This window comes from Andreesenia angusta, assembly GCF_001855385.1.
GTDB classification, from domain to species: Bacteria; Bacillota; Clostridia; order Tissierellales; family Gottschalkiaceae; genus Andreesenia; species Andreesenia angusta.
This window is the reverse complement of record NZ_MKIE01000002.1, coordinates 381,974-397,642: the sequence shown is the minus strand read 5'-3', so window position 1 is coordinate 397,642 and position 15,669 is coordinate 381,974. Positions and strand designations below refer to the sequence as shown.

25 protein-coding genes are annotated in these 15,669 nt (G+C 41.5%); 24 read left to right on the top strand and 1 reads right to left on the bottom strand.

All coding sequences use genetic code 11. From position 1 onward, the window contains the following. The first annotated feature begins 31 nt into the window (after positions 1–31). The 23 genes from EUAN_RS04270 to EUAN_RS13035 all read left to right on the top strand — a co-directional run bounded on the left by EUAN_RS04270 (position 32) and on the right by EUAN_RS13035 (position 14,372). Entirely contained in the window at positions 32–214 is a 183-nt protein-coding gene (locus tag EUAN_RS04270) for a hypothetical protein (RefSeq protein WP_071062029.1), read from the top strand. Between the two features lie 40 nt (positions 215–254). After that, a complete protein-coding gene (locus EUAN_RS04265) occupies positions 255–473 on the top strand; it encodes a BC1881 family protein (protein ID WP_071062027.1) in 219 nt (72 codons plus the stop codon). Between the two features lie 12 nt (positions 474–485). Continuing rightward, positions 486–887, top strand: coding sequence for a beta-sandwich lipoprotein (locus EUAN_RS04260; protein ID WP_071062026.1), 402 nt, complete (start codon positions 486–488; stop codon positions 885–887). 72 nt (positions 888–959) lie between these two features. Beyond that, complete coding sequence (gene relB / locus EUAN_RS04255) at positions 960–1,178, top strand: type II toxin-antitoxin system RelB family antitoxin (RefSeq protein ID WP_071062024.1); 219 nt, start codon at positions 960–962, stop codon at positions 1,176–1,178. Continuing rightward, positions 1,178–1,447: a type II toxin-antitoxin system RelE family toxin gene (locus EUAN_RS04250; RefSeq protein WP_071062022.1), complete on the top strand. Its 270-nt coding sequence runs from the start codon at positions 1,178–1,180 to the stop codon at positions 1,445–1,447. The genes relB and EUAN_RS04250 overlap by 1 nt, the downstream gene beginning before the upstream one ends. A gap of 58 nt (positions 1,448–1,505) precedes the next feature. Beyond that, a complete protein-coding gene (locus tag EUAN_RS04245) occupies positions 1,506–2,411 on the top strand; it encodes a terminase small subunit (protein ID WP_071062020.1) in 906 nt (301 codons plus the stop codon). Beyond that, positions 2,398–3,918: a PBSX family phage terminase large subunit gene (locus EUAN_RS04240; RefSeq protein WP_071062018.1), complete on the top strand. Its 1,521-nt coding sequence runs from the start codon at positions 2,398–2,400 to the stop codon at positions 3,916–3,918. The genes EUAN_RS04245 and EUAN_RS04240 overlap by 14 nt, the downstream gene beginning before the upstream one ends. 36 nt (positions 3,919–3,954) lie before the next feature. Beyond that, positions 3,955–4,602, top strand: coding sequence for an HNH endonuclease signature motif containing protein (locus EUAN_RS04235; RefSeq protein WP_071062016.1), 648 nt, complete (start codon positions 3,955–3,957; stop codon positions 4,600–4,602). Beyond that, a complete protein-coding gene (locus tag EUAN_RS13040) occupies positions 4,551–4,757 on the top strand; it encodes a hypothetical protein (RefSeq protein ID WP_084655700.1) in 207 nt (68 codons plus the stop codon). The genes EUAN_RS04235 and EUAN_RS13040 overlap by 52 nt, the downstream gene beginning before the upstream one ends. A gap of 14 nt (positions 4,758–4,771) precedes the next feature. Further along, positions 4,772–6,232 carry a phage portal protein gene (locus EUAN_RS04230; protein WP_071062015.1) on the top strand — a complete coding sequence of 487 codons (1,461 nt, stop codon included), beginning with the start codon at positions 4,772–4,774 and terminating at the stop codon, positions 6,230–6,232. Continuing rightward, positions 6,229–6,957: a phage head morphogenesis protein gene (locus tag EUAN_RS04225; RefSeq protein ID WP_084655699.1), complete on the top strand. Its 729-nt coding sequence runs from the start codon at positions 6,229–6,231 to the stop codon at positions 6,955–6,957. Before EUAN_RS04230 ends, EUAN_RS04225 begins: the two co-directional genes overlap by 4 nt. 160 nt (positions 6,958–7,117) lie before the next feature. Then, positions 7,118–8,398 carry a DUF2213 domain-containing protein gene (locus tag EUAN_RS04220; protein ID WP_211266275.1) on the top strand — a complete coding sequence of 427 codons (1,281 nt, stop codon included), beginning with the start codon at positions 7,118–7,120 and terminating at the stop codon, positions 8,396–8,398. A 1-nt stretch (position 8,399) separates the two neighbouring features. Further along, the gene (locus EUAN_RS04215) at positions 8,400–8,900 is read left to right on the top strand and encodes a structural cement protein Gp24 (RefSeq protein ID WP_071062013.1); all 501 of its coding nucleotides are present in this window, start codon (positions 8,400–8,402) and stop codon (positions 8,898–8,900) included. Between the two features lie 13 nt (positions 8,901–8,913). After that, positions 8,914–9,936, top strand: a complete 1,023-nt coding sequence (locus tag EUAN_RS04210; RefSeq protein WP_071062012.1) for a DUF2184 domain-containing protein — start codon at positions 8,914–8,916, stop codon at positions 9,934–9,936. Between the two features lie 13 nt (positions 9,937–9,949). Further along, positions 9,950–10,192: a hypothetical protein gene (locus EUAN_RS04205; RefSeq protein ID WP_071062010.1), complete on the top strand. Its 243-nt coding sequence runs from the start codon at positions 9,950–9,952 to the stop codon at positions 10,190–10,192. Between the two features lie 10 nt (positions 10,193–10,202). Continuing rightward, positions 10,203–10,679, top strand: a complete 477-nt coding sequence (locus EUAN_RS04200) for a DUF4054 domain-containing protein (protein WP_071062008.1) — start codon at positions 10,203–10,205, stop codon at positions 10,677–10,679. Between the two features lie 11 nt (positions 10,680–10,690). After that, positions 10,691–11,275 (top strand): hypothetical protein, encoded by a 585-nt coding sequence (locus EUAN_RS04195; RefSeq protein WP_071062006.1) that lies wholly within the window; start codon positions 10,691–10,693, stop codon positions 11,273–11,275. Next, positions 11,268–11,618: a hypothetical protein gene (locus EUAN_RS04190; RefSeq protein WP_071062004.1), complete on the top strand. Its 351-nt coding sequence runs from the start codon at positions 11,268–11,270 to the stop codon at positions 11,616–11,618. Before EUAN_RS04195 ends, EUAN_RS04190 begins: the two co-directional genes overlap by 8 nt. Next, on the top strand, positions 11,618–12,166 hold the full coding sequence (locus tag EUAN_RS04185) for a phage neck terminator protein (RefSeq protein ID WP_071062002.1): 549 nt from the start codon (positions 11,618–11,620) through the stop codon (positions 12,164–12,166). Before EUAN_RS04190 ends, EUAN_RS04185 begins: the two co-directional genes overlap by 1 nt. A 14-nt stretch (positions 12,167–12,180) precedes the next feature. Further along, a complete protein-coding gene (locus EUAN_RS04180; RefSeq protein WP_071062000.1) occupies positions 12,181–13,287 on the top strand; it encodes a DUF3383 family protein in 1,107 nt (368 codons plus the stop codon). Between the two features lie 10 nt (positions 13,288–13,297). Continuing rightward, positions 13,298–13,726, top strand: a complete 429-nt coding sequence (locus tag EUAN_RS04175) for a tail tube family protein (protein WP_071061998.1) — start codon at positions 13,298–13,300, stop codon at positions 13,724–13,726. Between the two features lie 11 nt (positions 13,727–13,737). Further along, a complete protein-coding gene (locus EUAN_RS04170; RefSeq protein WP_071061997.1) occupies positions 13,738–14,208 on the top strand; it encodes a phage tail assembly chaperone in 471 nt (156 codons plus the stop codon). 32 nt (positions 14,209–14,240) lie between these two features. Then, positions 14,241–14,372, top strand: a complete 132-nt coding sequence (locus EUAN_RS13035) for a DUF6889 family protein (protein ID WP_425388411.1) — start codon at positions 14,241–14,243, stop codon at positions 14,370–14,372. 5 nt (positions 14,373–14,377) lie between these two features. Here EUAN_RS13035 and EUAN_RS13030 read toward each other — a convergent pair whose 3' ends face one another. Further along, positions 14,378–14,569, bottom strand: a complete 192-nt coding sequence (locus EUAN_RS13030) for a helix-turn-helix domain-containing protein (protein ID WP_211266282.1) — start codon at positions 14,567–14,569, stop codon at positions 14,378–14,380. A 113-nt stretch (positions 14,570–14,682) separates the two neighbouring features. On the opposite strand from EUAN_RS13030, the gene EUAN_RS04160 reads away from it, so the two are divergent. Further along, the gene (locus EUAN_RS04160) at positions 14,683–15,405 is read left to right on the top strand and encodes a hypothetical protein (protein ID WP_071061993.1); all 723 of its coding nucleotides are present in this window, start codon (positions 14,683–14,685) and stop codon (positions 15,403–15,405) included. Positions 15,406–15,669: the final 264 nt, after the last annotated feature.

Sequence of the window (15,669 nt, the reverse complement as noted above, 5' to 3'; positions counted from 1 at the left end):
GATTTCCTCATAACTGATAGGAGGACAAGGAATGAGTATTAATAAAGAAATGAGAAAGACCCGCCAGAAGATATACATGACAGCACGAGACAGACAGAAGCAACATAAGTGCAGTAGTTGTCTATGGGCTAGATGGTCAGACGTAGAAAGTGCGACATGTATGTTTGGCAGATGCTTTAGAGAAGTGACGAGTCAGAAGTATACTAAAAAGTAGAGTGCCGGAAAGGTGCTCTTTTTACATGGGAGGCTATGATGTGGAAGTAATAATCAATAGTGCGATAAAAATAGACTTAGCCAGCATAAGTACAAAAGCTTTGATGGAGGAACTCATAAGGAGAGAAGCGGTATCGGCCAGAATGGCAGAGCCACACCAGAAGTACAGTATCAAGACTACTTATGAAGACGACGGACGTAGACAGACTATAGAAACAGAGAGTACAGGGCCTTGTATGATAATAGAGGTTTGGGATTAGGGAGGAAAGAGAATGAAAAAGAAATTAGCAGCTACAATTATAGCGACAGGATTAATGGTATCGCTAGTGGGATGCGTAAATGAGAGTCAATCGGACAGGGTGTCATACAACCTGTCTCAAGAGGCGGACAACTTTAACGTGGTTAGACAGCTTACAGTAATGAACTGCATACAAGGGGACGTACTTTTTCAGATGACGGGCAAGATGTCCATAACAGCAGACACAACAGATAATCAATTGGAGGTTATCGTAGAGAACTCGGATGGGTCCTATCAGAAGCACTTTGTGGGCTTGAGCGACAATGTGACTTACGTAGTGGAGCAGAAGGACTACAAGAACGTAGACAAGTACCAATACTCACTGAACTACAACCCTAAGATGTGGATACCAGTTGAGCCGGAGATAATAGACTAGAGATCCGAAAGGCTCTTTTCTTGACATGAGAGTCTTTGTGTAATACAATTGTATTACAAGGAGGCGATGACGATGGCTGTTATTACTGTAAGAGTAGACAATGAAGATAATGATTTAATACGTGAGTACGCAAAAGTAAAGCACATGACTATTTCTGAACTTGTGAGGGAATCTGTAATCGAGAAAATCGAAGATGAAATAGACGTTAAAGCCTATAATGAGTATCTCCTTAACAAAAAAGACACTAAGTTCTACTCTTTAGACGAAGTAGAAAAAGAATTGGGGCTTTAATGAAAGAGTACCAGGTCGTTATCAGCGACAAAGCGCTTAAGATTCTAAAGAAGATGGATAAGCGAGATAGTGCGATGATAATGTCCTTTATCAAAAAGAACCTTCAAGGAACTGAGAACCCAAGAATAAAGGGGAAAGCTTTGAAAGGTGATCTAGGAGACTTTTGGAGATATAGATTTGGGGACTACAGGATACTAGCTGAAATAGACGACGGAGAGATAAAGATATTCGTCATAGATATAGGTCACAGGAGAGAAATATATAGGTAAAGAAGACACTCGGAAGGGTGTCTTTTTTCGTGCGTGAAAGTAGAGGTGGTGAAGAGATGTGATAGAGAAGGATACTTTAAGAGAAGCTTATGAGTCTGGAGAAGGAACGTTCAAAAAGCTTGCAGAGAAGTATGGAGTAAGCGAAGGGACTATAAAGAGCTGGGCGAAGCAGGATAGAGATAGAGGTCAACCTTGGACTAAGCCAACTCAACCAAAAACAAAAAACCAAAAAACCAAAACCGAAAAGGTTGAGTCAAAAAAGGTTGAGGTTGAGAAGGAAGAAAAAAAGGTCGTTACTCCTCGAAAAGCTATAGAAGTAGTTATGGAAGAAAACGATGAACTTACTGAAATGCAGAGGTCTTTCTGTTTGCACTACATAAGAAACCGTAATGCAACCATGGCAGCAAAAAGAGCTGGGTATGCTCCAGACAGTGCTCATGCAGAAGGCAGTAGGTTGTTAAGGAATGTTAAGGTTCGAGCTGAGATAAAGAAACTCAAAGGAGCTATAGCGGAGGACTTGCTTATAGACGACTACGACATACTGGATAGGTATATAAAAACAGCGTTCTCGGACATGACGGACTTTGTAGAGTTCGGGACAGAGTTGATTGAAGTAGGAGTGGCATCGGGCGGTACTAAAGAGGTCGAGGTGGACTACCTCAAGATAAAGAGCAGCTTTGAAGTGGACGGCTCTCTAATAAGTGAAATCAAGCAAGGTAGGAATGGCGTATCTATTAAGCTAGAAGATAGGCAGAAGGCACTCGATAAACTAGCCTTATTCTTTGACCTGTTCCCTGACAAATTCAAGCGTAAGATAGATGAAGAGAAGCTAAGGATATCTCAAGACAGGCTAGAGCTCGACAAAGCTAAGGTTACGGGAGAGATAGAAGAGCTCGGTGACGATGGATTCATAGAGGCTCTTAGTGGCAGAGTAGAGGAGATATGGGAAGATGAAGAAAGCTAAAAATAAGACTATATTCAAGTTCAAACCTTTCTCTACAAAGCAAAAGAAGGTGCTGACTTTCTGGATGCCGAGCAGTCCGGCCAAGGAAGCAGACGGAATAATAGCAGATGGAGCAATCAGATCTGGAAAGACAGTCTCAATGGGGCTGTCTTATGTTATGTGGGCTATGGATAACTTTGAAAATCAGAATTTTGCTATGTGTGGAAAGACGGTAGGAAGTTTCAGAAGAAATGTATGGTTTTGGCTAAGGCTTATGCTCCTTAGCAGAGGTTACAGGTACACAGATAAAAAAACAGACAATTACATAGAGATAAGCAAGGGTGGAAAGGTTAATTACTTTTACATCTTCGGCGGGAAAGATGAGGCTAGTCAGGACTTGATACAGGGCATCACTCTTTCGGGTATACTTTTTGACGAAGTGGCACTTATGCCTGAGTCCTTTGTCAATCAGGGTACTGGACGTTGTTCTGTAGAAGGAAGTAAGTTTTTCTTCAACTGCAATCCAGATGGACCTATGCATTGGTTCAATCAAAACTGGATATTGAAAGCAAAGGAGAAAAATCTACTTTATCTGCATTTCACCATGGATGATAACTTATCTCTTTCAGAGAGGATAAAAGAGCGTTACAGAAACATGTATAGAGGGGTATTCTACAAGCGCTACATACTTGGCTTATGGTCTGTTGCTTCTGGTGCCATATTTGATATGTGGGACCCGGAGGTTAATGAGATTGCAGAGAATGAATTGCCGATGTCTATACAGAGTTATGCTAGGCGGTATATAGCAATAGACTATGGTACCTCCAATGCTACGGTATTCTTGGATATATACGATGATGGAGATATAGCGTGGGTTACTAGAGAGTACTACTATGACTCAAAAGAAAAGATGGCCCAAAAGACAGACAGGCAATATGCAGACGACTTAGTGGCATTCGTAAATGAAGGGCCAAGCCCGACAGCGATAATACTGGACCCATCAGCCGCTTCATTCAAGGCTGAAATAAGGAGTAGGGGCCTAAGAGTCAAGGCGGCGGATAACGAAGTCTTAGACGGCATCAGAATGACCTCGACTATGATAGGTCAAGGAAAGATAAAGATGGTCAAATCTAAGTGTCAAAGGACTATAGGAGACGTATTGAGTTACGTGTGGGACGAGAAGGCTTCGCAACGTGGAGAAGAGAAGCCGGTTAAAGTTGCAGATCACGCTTGTGTAACAGGAGATACCCTGATAGATACTACCGAGGGACAGATTCAAATATCTGAATTGGTTGGGAAAAGCGGAACTGTATATTGCTTCGATGAAAAGAAGCGAATTACCACATCATCTAGATATTACGATGTTTGTAAGACGAAATCTGATGCTGATGTTTTTGAAATAGAACTTGAAGATGGACGGTATATAAAAGCCACTGAAGATCACCCTGTGTTGACGAATCGAGGCTGGATACAGGTAAAAGATTTAACTTTGGAGGATTGCATAGTTGATATAAAAGACCATTACTGATACAATGAGATACGATATAAAAAAGGAGTTGAAGTTATGGTCAAATATGATGAAGATAAAAAACATGCATACTTTAATGGTCATACATTCACAAGAGATGAAAAAACTAATTATTATCTTGCAGCTAGACCTACCAAGGGGAATAAGCGACAAAGATTGCATGTCTATATGTGGGAATACTTTAATGGAGAAATCCCGAAGGGGCATGAGGTTCATCATAAAAACAAAGACAAGCTATGTAATGAAATAGAAAATCTTGAACTACTTACAAATAAAAAACATATGAGAATACACGCAGATGATTTTTTGAAAAATGAAGAGAGAAGAAAGGAATCGGCAAAAATACTTAATGAAAAAGCTAGGCCGAAAGCCATCGAGTGGCATAAGTCTGAAGCGGGTAGGGAGTGGCACAAATCTCATTATGAGGAAATGAAAGACAAACTCTACGCCAAGAAAAAGTATACATGCTACAATTGCGGAAAAGAGTTTGAAGCAACTGTTAGATTAAACAAGTTTTGCTCCAATAACTGTAAATCAGCATGGAGGAGAAAACAAGGACTTGATAACAATGAAAGGACGTGCGTTATTTGTGGAAATATTTACTCGGCATACAAATACTCAAAATCAAAAACATGTTCAAGAAAATGCAGAGGAAAGCTAAGAAGTATAAATGCACAAAAATAAAAAACATAAAACACATCGGGAAAGAAGATGTATATAATATGCAAGTCGAAAACCACCATAACTACAGTGTTAATGGTGGTTTCATTATTCACAATTGTGATGCTGTACGCTATTACGTCAAGACTGTAGTAAAACCTAGAAGATTAGCCAGATAGAAAGGAGGGATTGTATGAGTCGAAAGAGAAATAAGAAAATGGCTGAAAAGCAGATGCAGAAAGCTGTAGACAGTAAACCAAAGGAACAAATGAGTGGCTACACAGCAGACGCTTTTATGAATACTCTTGCGAGACTTGGTACTGGAACGCCAAACTTATTAGAGAGCACAGAATATCCAAATACTCGACTTACACAGAACTATGGTTTGATGAACAGCTTATATCGCTCACATTGGATTGTACGGAAAATTATAGACTGTATACCGGAAGACATGTGCAAGAACTGGATAGACTTGAAGACTCAACTAGAGCCAGGAGAAGTGGAGCGTTTCGAGAGGCTAGAGAGAAGAACTAGAGTTAAAAGGGATATTCTGAAAGCTCTAAAGTGGTGTCGCCTATATGGTGGTTCCGGAGCTGTAATGATAATAGAGGGCCACGAACATATATTGGACGAGCCGCTTAACTATGATGAGATAATGCCTGGAAGCTTCAAGGGACTGATAGTAGCTGATAGATGGACAGGTCTATATCCTTCTAGTGAAACTATAGAGGATGTGTCGAGTCCGGAGTTCGGTTATCCAGAGTACTACGAGTGGAATCTGGAGAATGGAAGTGCAATGAGGGTGCATCACAGTAGAGTACTTAGGTTTACTGGAAGAGAACTTCCCTTAATGGAAAGATATGCAGAAATGCACTGGGGAGCGTCCGAAGTAGAAATGGTATTCGATGATCTTAAGAAAAGGGATAACACTAGTTGGAATATAGCACAACTTGTATTCCTAGCAAATATCAGAGTGTTGAAGATGGCTGACCTTGGAGAAATGCTTGCTATGGGTGATGAACAATCACAGAGAGAGCTATATACTACCCTGTCACAGCAAAATCAACTACTGAATAATATGGGACTACAGGTTATGGATAAGGACGATGACTTCCATACCATACAATACTCATTTTCAGGGCTATCTGACATATACCAGAACTTCATGCTGGACATATCGGGTGCGGCAGAGATACCGGTTACTAAGCTATTTGGGAGAAGCCCTGCTGGACTGAGTGCCACAGGTGAAAGCGATATGCAGAACTACTACGACATGGTAGGACAAAAGCAAGCTTCGCAATTGGAGCCGGCACTAGACAAGCTACTTCCAGTTATGGCGATGAGTGAGTTTGGGTACATCCCTGATGACCTTGACTATGAGTTCAATCCTATAGCAGAACAGTCTGAGGACGAACTGGCAAACATAGTGGACAAGAAAGTCAACTCTATCGTCAATGTGTTCAATGCAGGCATATTGAGCCAGAAGGTGGCCCTAAAGGAACTCAAGGAAATGAGTGTTACCACTGGAATGTTCACAAATATAACCGCAGAGGATATAGACAAAGCTGATGATGACTTTGATACCGCTGGAGAGGATATGCCGGAGACAGGAAGCTCTATAGTGGAAAATTACCTTAGGGGTATAGAGCAATGAAGCGTAGCTTGTGGGAACCCAAGAGACGCATAGAGCGCTCCTATGCTAGGTCATTAAAGAAGATATTCAAGTTCGTAGAAAAGGCCATAATAGGGATTACAGACCCCTTCAGCATGATAGGGGTTTTAAAAAGCTTGACTCAAACAAAAGAATTTCAGGACCACGCCGAAACTACAGCTCTGAAAATGGCCACACACGTATTCACAGACGCTGGACGCACTTGGAGAGAAGCTGCAAAGGTGAATGGTCAAGGAAAGGAAATATACGAAGCCCTAAAGAATGAAATGGGAACAGAAGTAGGGGATGTGTTCCGGGAGATAGTCAAAGAAAACTCCAAGCTCATAAAGACCATTCCAGAGAGTATGACTGAATATGTATCTAGGTATGTGGCCAAAGAAGCCCAGAAAGGAAGGCGACATACCGATATAGCTAAGGACCTTCAGGAGAAGTTTCCTGAGCTGAACAAGAGCAGAGCTACATTGATAGCTAGGACAGAGAGCAGTAAAGCCTCGACAGCCCTTACTAAAGCTAGAAGCGAGCGAATGGGTATTAGGTGGTATGTATGGAAGACGTCTGAAGACAGCCGTGTGAGGAGCAGTCACAGGCATATGAATGACGTACTTGTAAACTGGAATGATCCACCTGACCCAGAGGCGCTCAAAGGAGAAAAGTCATATGGGCACTATGCGCCTGGCGATATATTTAATTGTCGCTGCTATCCCTGAGCCAATAGTGAATCTAAAGACTGTTAAATTCCCAGCTAAGGTTTATCATGGCGGACAGATACAGAGAATGACCCGAAAAGAGTTTGAAAGCATAATGTAAATAGGCTTTATAAAGGCAATCTGAACACTCAGGTTGCTTTTCTTATGTCTATTTAAGGAGGTGAGAAGAAACGATGGGATAGCTTATTTTGCAAGTAAAATATCAAACAACATAGCGGAGACACCAGAGGGCTACCTAGTAGCTCGGAATGTCCCCATAGGACGTACTGGTCATATGGAATATCTGGGAGCCGAAATAGGGGACACAGAGAGGCGACAGGAAAGAATCAAAGTCCATAGAAATGAGGATGAACTTTTCAGCAAGGCTACATTGGCCTCGTTTGAGGGCAAGATAGTGACAAATGAACATCCGCCCGACCTATTGACTCCCGAAACGTCTCAGAGGTATTCCAAGGGAGTTGTCCAGAATGTAAGGAGAAGTAAAGATGAACCAGACCTTATGCTTGCGGACTTGATTATTCACGAGAGAAGACTCATAGAGGATATCAAAAATGGTAAGCGTGAAGTGTCGTCTGGATACGACTGTATATACGTCAAAAATGATGATGGGACATACAGTCAAACCAATATACGTGGCAATCATGTCGCAGTGGTTGAAGCTGGACGAGCAGGTCACAGAGTGTCAATAAAAGATTCTAAAAGTAAAGAAAGCGAGGGTGATAATATGAGTAAACTAAAAATGCCTAGAAAAAAACCTTCTACAACAACTAAATTCCTAGCGGCTATAGGGCTCAAACATTTAGCGATGGATGCTGAACCTGAAGACATAGCTCAAGTTGTAGATGACATGGCTGAAGAGGGAAGAGCCGAAGATGAAGAAGTAGAATCAAGAGAGAAAGCTAATGACAACGGCGAAGGGGTCGCATCTCCCGAGATAGCAGCTATAAATGATAAGATCGACAAACTAACCTCAATAGTAGAAGCTATAGTAACAGCTAAGGATGAGGAGACGAGTCCAGAAGACGCTATAGACGAAGTTATAAAAGAGATAGAGGATAGTGAAGAGTCTGAAATAGTGGAGACAGAGGATGGCGATCTTGAAGAAGGAGATGTTTCGGATCCAGAAGATAGACCTACGAATCCAGTAACAGACAGCAAAGCTTGGGTAGCTACACTCAAAGCTATAAAGCCTGTTATAGCTGCAATACCAGACGCAGGAGAGAGAAAGAAGGCTTGTGACTCTCTACTTAAGGAGTACAAGAAAGCTACAAAGGCTCCAAAAGGGAGAAACACGTATTCTGCTATAGCAAAATCTCAAAAACAAAGCGCAGTAGACAATGCAAGTAATCAAAGAAGTGTTCAAGATATGACTGCACACTTAGAAAACCTCGGAGACCAAATAGCTAAAAAATACAACGCAAACCTAAAAGGAGGAAACTAATATGCCAGGATCAGCGATAGGAAAGAAGTTGAACTACGGATATCCAGGAACGATATCTAGGAGTATAGATGCTATAGTCGAAAACAAACTTTCTACTGGAGAAATAGGATTTGGAGCTCCGGTAGTTCTGAATAGTGATAATACAGTTTCTGCATTTGGAGCAAGTGACACAGCGGCTGATTTTGTAGGAATAGCAGTCAGAGAGGTTAAACAAGCGATAAGCGTTGATACTTCGACATCTGGATACCTGGATAAAGAAAGAACCGACATCTTAACCAGAGGCTACATGTCTGTAAAGGTCAATGCAGGAGCACCTACTCCAAACGGGAAGGTATATATACGTATAACCGAGAATGTGGCTATCCCTGCCGGAGTGATAGGTGGCTTTGAAGCTGCGCCAGATACTACGAACACAGTTGAGCTTTCTGGAGTAAGATTTACAACCGGAGAAGTTGACGCTAATGGAGTTGCAGAAATAACTATACTAAACAGGTCAATATAAGGAGGGATAGCATATGAAGAGTTTCGGAAATACTAGAGTTCAATCTTTTGACTCACAAGTGCTTAGCTTAGGACAAGGGGCCATAGCTATGGACGCAGCATCTGTCGATAGTGGAATGGCATTCTTAGTTGGAGAGCTAGAAAAAAGAGATATGGAGTTAAACGAACCACTTACATCAGTAACGTGGCCAAGGGATATAGTCGCAAATACTGGCGGTGGATGGGTAGAGTCTACGTCCAATATGTTTGCTGACTACAGAACTACGGGAGGAAACGAGCACGGACTCATGAGAGGCCAGACAAATAACCTTCCTATAGTTCAAGGAGACGTAAGCAAGGACGTGTTCAAAGTATATGCGTGGAGCAACGTGCTTAAAGTTCCTTTCATAGATCAACAAAAGCTTCAAAAGATAGGCCGTTCTCTAAATGAGATACTGGATAATGGAATAAAGCTAAACTACAACAAGACACTAGATCAAATGGTCTACGAAGGACTTCCTGAAGATGATGTATATGGCTTGGTAAACAATCCGGCAATAACAGCTACTGCCGCTACAGCTGGAGCAAGCACTAAGACAACTTGGAAGGACAAGACTCCAGATGAGATACTGGATGATATAAACCAAGCACTTACTAAAACTTGGGCTGACTCTGAGTATGACTTAAGTGGTATGGCGAATCATATATTGATACCGCCTTCAGAGTACTCATATCTAGTTAGTAGAAAGGTTAGTGATGCAGGGAATGTGTCTCTACTTAACTATCTACTAGAAAACAATATAGCTAAAAATCAAGGCGTGGAGCTAGTAATCAGTCCATCAAGATGGTGTACTGGAGCAGGAACTGGAGACACGAACAGAATGGTAGCCTATGTTAATGCCAAGAACAGAGTGTGCATAGACATCCCTGTGCCAATGATGAGGTCATTCACAGAGACTTCAGCAAAAGATCTAGCATACTATACGCCATATGTGGCTAATATAGGACAAGTAAAATTCCTATATCACCAATGTGCACTGTATGTAGACGGAATATAGAGGGGGAATAACAATGAGAGTAATGGCTACAAGATCGCTTCTATTTACTAGAGGCGAAGAGGAAGTTAAGATAAAGCACCATGAAATAAAGGATGTCCCAGACTGGGTTGCTGAAACAATGCTATTCAAACTGGCTCAAAAGGATAACACTATCCAAGTTATAGAGAATAAATTGCAGCAGAAAGAGGCTGAAAATAGCAAGCCTGCAACTAACAAAAAGCCTGCAACTAAAGAATCGCCTGCTGAAGAGAAGTAGGTGATTTTATATGTCTATAAACGGAATAATCGGAGGGGCCAGTAATATAAAAACTGGCGCCAATCCTCCTTTTACACTAGAAGACTTTTACTTAATGTATCCTCAGTTTGGACCTGATGACTCGGGAAACCATGTGGTTCCTCAAGCTGTAGCTCAAATGTATCTCGATTTAGCAGATGCGTCTATAAAAGAAGTCAGATGGCACAGTAGGTGGAGGATTGGAATGGCTTTGTTCACAGCTCATTTCTGCCACTTGCACATGCAGAGTACTGCTGACCCGAATAGTGGAGCAGCAGGAATTTTAGAGGCTGGGCAGTCATTAGGATTAGACACTTCTGTTTCAGTAGGAGATGTATCAGTAAGCACTGACTATAGTGTAGTGGCCGAAAGTGTAAGTGGTTGGGCGTCTTGGAGGTCTACTCAATTTGGACAACAGCTTTCGAGTTTGGCCAAACTTGTAGGAAAGGGCGGAATGGTGGTTCTATAGGAGGTGCTTTTATGATAAAGGGCTTTGTCAATATCTCATTAGAGAAGGACTTCACGGAAGACCTGAAAAAATCCCTAGAGGAGTTGGCGCAGAACACTGTATGCGTTGGAATACCTGAAGAGGCTAACACTAAGAGGGATGATAGCGACATAACCAACGCTCAACTCCTTTACATCCACACACACGGGATCAGAGACTCCCAGATGAGGAAAGCTATGCAGAAAGATGTGGATACTATGCCTTATAGCAAGGCGCACGAGCTTTATATACATGAACACGGCTCTCCTATGTACCAATCACCGCCTAGACCTGTCCTAGTACCAGCACTCGATGATGGAAAAGAGATTATAGCGGAAGAGATGGCCGAAGCGGTCAAAGCTGCACTTGATGGAAACAACCCTGTGATAGCGCTCGAGAAAGTCGGCGTATTGGGCGAGAACATGGCCCGAGCTTGGTTCCGAGACCCACAGAACAATTGGCCTCCAAACAGTCCCTTGACCATAGAACGAAAGGGTAGTGAAAACCCACTTATAGACTCTACAGAGCTACGGAAGAGCATAATATCCGTGATAAGAAGAGGTGATACGCATGATTAATGTTTCAAGGGCTATTCTTCATCCGAAACTATCTCAAAGCATACAGCTTTTTAGGAAATCTGGAGCTTGGGTGAAAGGGAGATTCGAACAAGTGGAGAACCCTTTAACCATGCAAGGAGTAGTGAGCCCTGCAAAGCCCCAGGACATAGAGATGATACCCGAGGGGGACAGAGTTGGTGGAGAAATAGCTATATTCACTACTGGAGAAGTATTTGTGACTAGTGATTCTGGAACCTCGGATGAAGTTTCATGGAATGGCGAGAGGTACAAGATATATGCTGTTCAGCCGTATAGGGACTATGGCTATTACAAGTCTATTGCAGTCAGGAAGGACAGTAGGTAATGGCAGACCAAATACTTAAACTCAAAGACATAGAGGACTTCTTTTTCGACATAACATGCCATATGCTTGGATATACGACTGAGGAAGAAATGAGCAAAGTCAGGATAGCTTGGCAGTCAGATGGAGCTCCAAGCTGGAAGATTGACGAAGATGTGGTTTTACTAAGGGTTACTCCTGAAGATAATCGTATGGCTAGAGAGCTTAACATATTATACGACACAGATGAAACTGACTTAGATAATCTTAAAAGAAAAACCGGATATGCTAGAACACATAAAATAAACTGGACCCTTTATGGTCCGAATTCTTATGACAATGCTGACTTATTAAGAAGCCATATATTCGCAAATGAATACATGGTTAAGTTTAAGAAGCAAAATCTATTCCTGGTTACAGACGTGCCAATGCCAACAAGAATTCCTGAATTCTATAATAAGCAGTGGTGGGATAGGACTGATTTTTCAGCAACTTTTACAGAGTCGGTCATAAGAGAAGCTAAAGTTCCGTTCATTACGGGAGCGGAGGTAATCGTATTGAAAAATAAATAAAAGGATGTGGTATTATGTCAACTTTACCCCTTAAAGATGCCGTTGACGTAAGTGTAGACATAGGCCCTGTACGCTCGGTCAGGACTAAATTCAACATAGCACTTATAGTTGGAGTTTCTACAATTATTACAAAAAGCGAAAGGGTTAAAAACTATGCAGGCATGGAAGATATGAAGGCTGATGGTTGGACTGGAGAGGAGCCGGAATATTTAGCAGCACAGCTATACTTTTCCCAGACTCCCAAGCCAAGCAGAGTTGCAATCGGGGTGTGGGATGATATAGGTGAGACGGCTGTTCAAGCTGTAACTGCCTGTAGAGAAGCTAATGCTGAATGGTATACAGTCTATGTATGTAATGCTACCAAGACGGAAATAATAGATGTAGCTAATTATATCGAGTCTGCTATTCCGCCATCAACTCACGCATATAACACAAGCGACAGTGAAGTTCTCACAAATGCTGAAGGAAATGTAATAGAGACATTGAAAAAGTCAGGAATTCAAAGGACTATAGGGCAGTACTCTACAACAGATCATGCAATAATGGCGGCTATAGGTTATGCTATGGGGGCCAACACCCAGACGGCAAGCTCGGCATACACGCTAAAGTTTAAAAAAGAAGTCGGCGTAAATACCGAGGACCTAAACGGAACTCAACTAGTTCAAATCAAGAATAACAACTGCAATGTCTATATCAATAGAGGATCAGTCTACAATCTGTTCGAGGACGGAGTTATGGCCGATGGGACTCCTTTCGATGAAATAATAAACTTAGATATGCTGACCAACGATATACAGATGGCAGTTATGGACGGGCTCCAAACTTCAAGCAAGATACCTCAGACCGACCCAGGGATGGATAATCTGCTGAATAGAATCAGAGCTCCGCTTGAAAAACATAGGGGAACAGGGTTCATAGCACCGGGAATATGGACGTCTGCACCTATACTAGATGTTGAGACCGGGGATGTCCTCGAGAGAGGATACCTCATAATGAGCGGCTCTGTAAATGATCAGTCACAAGAAGATAGAGAGGCTAGGAAAGCTCCGCCTATCTATGTCCTTGTTAAGTTGGCCGGAGCGATAGAGGCAGTAGCCATAAAAGTATTCGTAAACAGATAGGAGGGATAAAATGAAAGTATATGGATTTGGAGATGTAACTGCATCTTTCTCACACCCAAAAGTGGGGAGCAAATCATCTACAGGTGCTGGTGTCGGGAGCATAGGAGTGTCTATGGCAGGAGACAAAACAGCACATGACGTAGGTGCGGATGGCGAAGTAATGGTATCTAAGTTAGCTGGAAAGAATGGCGCCATAACTATAGCGATACAGCAGACGTCAGAGCTACATAAATGGCTCTTGAAATGGTATAACTATGTGGAGTCCGCAGGTCCTTTATCAGAATTCGCGAATATGACCATCACTATAGCGTCCAAAAACCTAGGCGATGAAACTGTTTGCACCGGTGTATCTCCACAGAAGATTGCAGATAGAAGCTATCAAGCACAAGGCCAGCATGTGACATGGAACCTTATGGCCGCAGAAATAACCGAGAAATAGGAGGCAATTAGATGGATAATACAGTTCAACGTAAAAATTTCAAAGATATAGAGGTTGGAGGTAGGAGCTTTAGGCTGAATAAGCTAGATGCGAGGACAGGCTCCTATATGCTTTTCAAGCTAACTAAAATACTTACGCCTATATTAAAGAATGTTAAAGCAGATAGCCTTAAAGACTTTGATATAGACAAGATAAATCTCACAGAGCTAGCAGGGTCGCTATTTGACCTTCCAGAAGAGGAGTTTAGGTATATTCAAGACAACTGTCTACAAAGAGTAGAGGAAACACTCCCATCTGGAGGAGCTCAGGTGCTTAATAAGTACGGAGAATTTGAGGTCTCTGACATAGAATTTGACACGGCTTTAGTAATGAATCTAACAATCCAGTCACTAGTGTTCAATGTGTCGGGTTTTTTCGAAGACAGCCCCTTGGCCTCGATGCTCAAGGGGTTGAATATATCCCAGCAGAATTCCGCAACGTAGAAGCCTTCACCTACGCACCGGTTATAAAAGGCATGTGGAAGCAACATGAAGTATGGGATGGAACTTATACTTTAGACGACTTATTGGATGCTCATGAAATAATGCAAGTCACTCACGAAAATGAGCGCAGGGCTTATGAGGCGTCTAAGAGGGAGGTGACTTAATGGGATTAGACCTTATATCCGAAAACGTCGTTAGGTGTGCACTTTAGAGCTTTGCATATCTTTTCAAGATTATCAAACGAGATCATCTTAGTTTCGTTATTCACCATTTTGTATATTGTACCATGACTTATATTCGTTTCGTGCTTCAGCCAGTAAACACTCTTTCCTTCCTTCTCTAAAAGTTCCTTCAAATTCATTTGCATATAATCAACTCCTTTCTTTGTATTTTAATATATTTATTCTTTCCAATCAATAGTTATTGCTTACAATGATTATTGATTGTATAATGTAACGAAAGGAGGGGTTGGTTTTGAAAAAAATTGGGTTCATATATATAACTACAAACTTGATAGACGGCAAAAAGTATATAGGGCAACGTAAGCTGAGTTCGGGATGGGAATACTATTTGGGGAGTGGGAAGTTAATTAAGAGAGCTATAAAGAAGTACGGAAAAGAGAATTTCAAAAGAGACATTATTGAATATGGAGCATCCCAAGAAGAATTAAATTACCTTGAGATAAAATGGATAGAAAAATATAATGCAGTAAATGAAGATACGTTTTACAATCTTGCGGATGGAGGCAAGTCTGGCAACAAGCTTGCCTCCATGACTGAATCTGAAAAGAAGGCCTATAGTCAAAAACTTTCTAGTAGCATTAGAAACTCTAAAAAGCATCAGGAGGCATTATCTAGAATTCACAAATCAGAAGAAAGAAATAGAAAACTATCTCTGCTTAAAAAAGGAGTTCCTCTTTCTGAAAAAGGAAAGGCCAGTTTGAAAACCGAGAAACGATTGAAGGCTTGTAGAGAAAACGCTAAGAAAGCCTCAAAGAAAAATGAAGTTCCTGTAATTCAGTTATCTCTTGAGGGGGAGTTCATTTCCGAGTACTCTTCTATAAAAGAAGCTTGTGCTGCGGTTGGCGTTACTCAACTTAACAATAGTATAGGCAAATGTTGCAAGGGCATATATAAAACAGGTCATGGTTTTAAGTGGAAATACAAGAACAAAGGTGAGGAGGTGAATCTGACTTGAGTATAGACTTAATAAAAAGTTACTTAGTTGGAATCGGATTTCGAATAGATTCAACTTCTTTTGAGCAAGCGAATAGCTCTATGGACGGCACCAAAAGAAAAGTAGAGGAGTTCAATGAGACTAGTAAAAAAGGCTTTTCTGAGACTGGCAATTCTCTGAAAGGTCTTTTTTCTTTACTGGACTCTAAAACCCTAAAAGACCTATTCCCTGGACTGAGTGAGATAAAGGATATTCCCGAATCTTTAAAGTCTATAGATATAGAAA

Bases quoted from the DNA above. Each gene is read 5' to 3' on its own strand.
- EUAN_RS04270 (WP_071062029.1), top strand. From the start codon at position 32: ATGAGTATTAATAAAGAAATGAGAAAGACCCGCCAGAAGATATACATG.
- EUAN_RS04260 (WP_071062026.1), top strand. From the start codon at position 486: ATGAAAAAGAAATTAGCAGCTACAATTATAGCGACAGGATTAATGGTA.
- relB (WP_071062024.1), top strand. From the start codon at position 960: ATGGCTGTTATTACTGTAAGAGTAGACAATGAAGATAATGATTTAATA.
- EUAN_RS04250 (WP_071062022.1), top strand. From the start codon at position 1,178: ATGAAAGAGTACCAGGTCGTTATCAGCGACAAAGCGCTTAAGATTCTA.
- EUAN_RS04240 (WP_071062018.1), top strand. From the start codon at position 2,398: ATGAAGAAAGCTAAAAATAAGACTATATTCAAGTTCAAACCTTTCTCT.
- EUAN_RS04235 (WP_071062016.1), top strand. From the start codon at position 3,955: ATGGTCAAATATGATGAAGATAAAAAACATGCATACTTTAATGGTCAT.
- EUAN_RS13040 (WP_084655700.1), top strand. From the start codon at position 4,551: ATGTTCAAGAAAATGCAGAGGAAAGCTAAGAAGTATAAATGCACAAAA.
- EUAN_RS04230 (WP_071062015.1), top strand. From the start codon at position 4,772: ATGAGTCGAAAGAGAAATAAGAAAATGGCTGAAAAGCAGATGCAGAAA.
- EUAN_RS04225 (WP_084655699.1), top strand. From the start codon at position 6,229: ATGAAGCGTAGCTTGTGGGAACCCAAGAGACGCATAGAGCGCTCCTAT.
- EUAN_RS04215 (WP_071062013.1), top strand. From the start codon at position 8,400: ATGCCAGGATCAGCGATAGGAAAGAAGTTGAACTACGGATATCCAGGA.
- EUAN_RS04210 (WP_071062012.1), top strand. From the start codon at position 8,914: ATGAAGAGTTTCGGAAATACTAGAGTTCAATCTTTTGACTCACAAGTG.
- EUAN_RS04205 (WP_071062010.1), top strand. From the start codon at position 9,950: ATGAGAGTAATGGCTACAAGATCGCTTCTATTTACTAGAGGCGAAGAG.
- EUAN_RS04200 (WP_071062008.1), top strand. From the start codon at position 10,203: ATGTCTATAAACGGAATAATCGGAGGGGCCAGTAATATAAAAACTGGC.
- EUAN_RS04195 (WP_071062006.1), top strand. From the start codon at position 10,691: ATGATAAAGGGCTTTGTCAATATCTCATTAGAGAAGGACTTCACGGAA.
- EUAN_RS04190 (WP_071062004.1), top strand. From the start codon at position 11,268: ATGATTAATGTTTCAAGGGCTATTCTTCATCCGAAACTATCTCAAAGC.
- EUAN_RS04185 (WP_071062002.1), top strand. From the start codon at position 11,618: ATGGCAGACCAAATACTTAAACTCAAAGACATAGAGGACTTCTTTTTC.
- EUAN_RS04180 (WP_071062000.1), top strand. From the start codon at position 12,181: ATGTCAACTTTACCCCTTAAAGATGCCGTTGACGTAAGTGTAGACATA.
- EUAN_RS04175 (WP_071061998.1), top strand. From the start codon at position 13,298: ATGAAAGTATATGGATTTGGAGATGTAACTGCATCTTTCTCACACCCA.
- EUAN_RS04170 (WP_071061997.1), top strand. From the start codon at position 13,738: ATGGATAATACAGTTCAACGTAAAAATTTCAAAGATATAGAGGTTGGA.
- EUAN_RS13035 (WP_425388411.1), top strand. From the start codon at position 14,241: ATGTGGAAGCAACATGAAGTATGGGATGGAACTTATACTTTAGACGAC.
- EUAN_RS13030 (WP_211266282.1), bottom strand. From the start codon at position 14,569: ATGAATTTGAAGGAACTTTTAGAGAAGGAAGGAAAGAGTGTTTACTGG.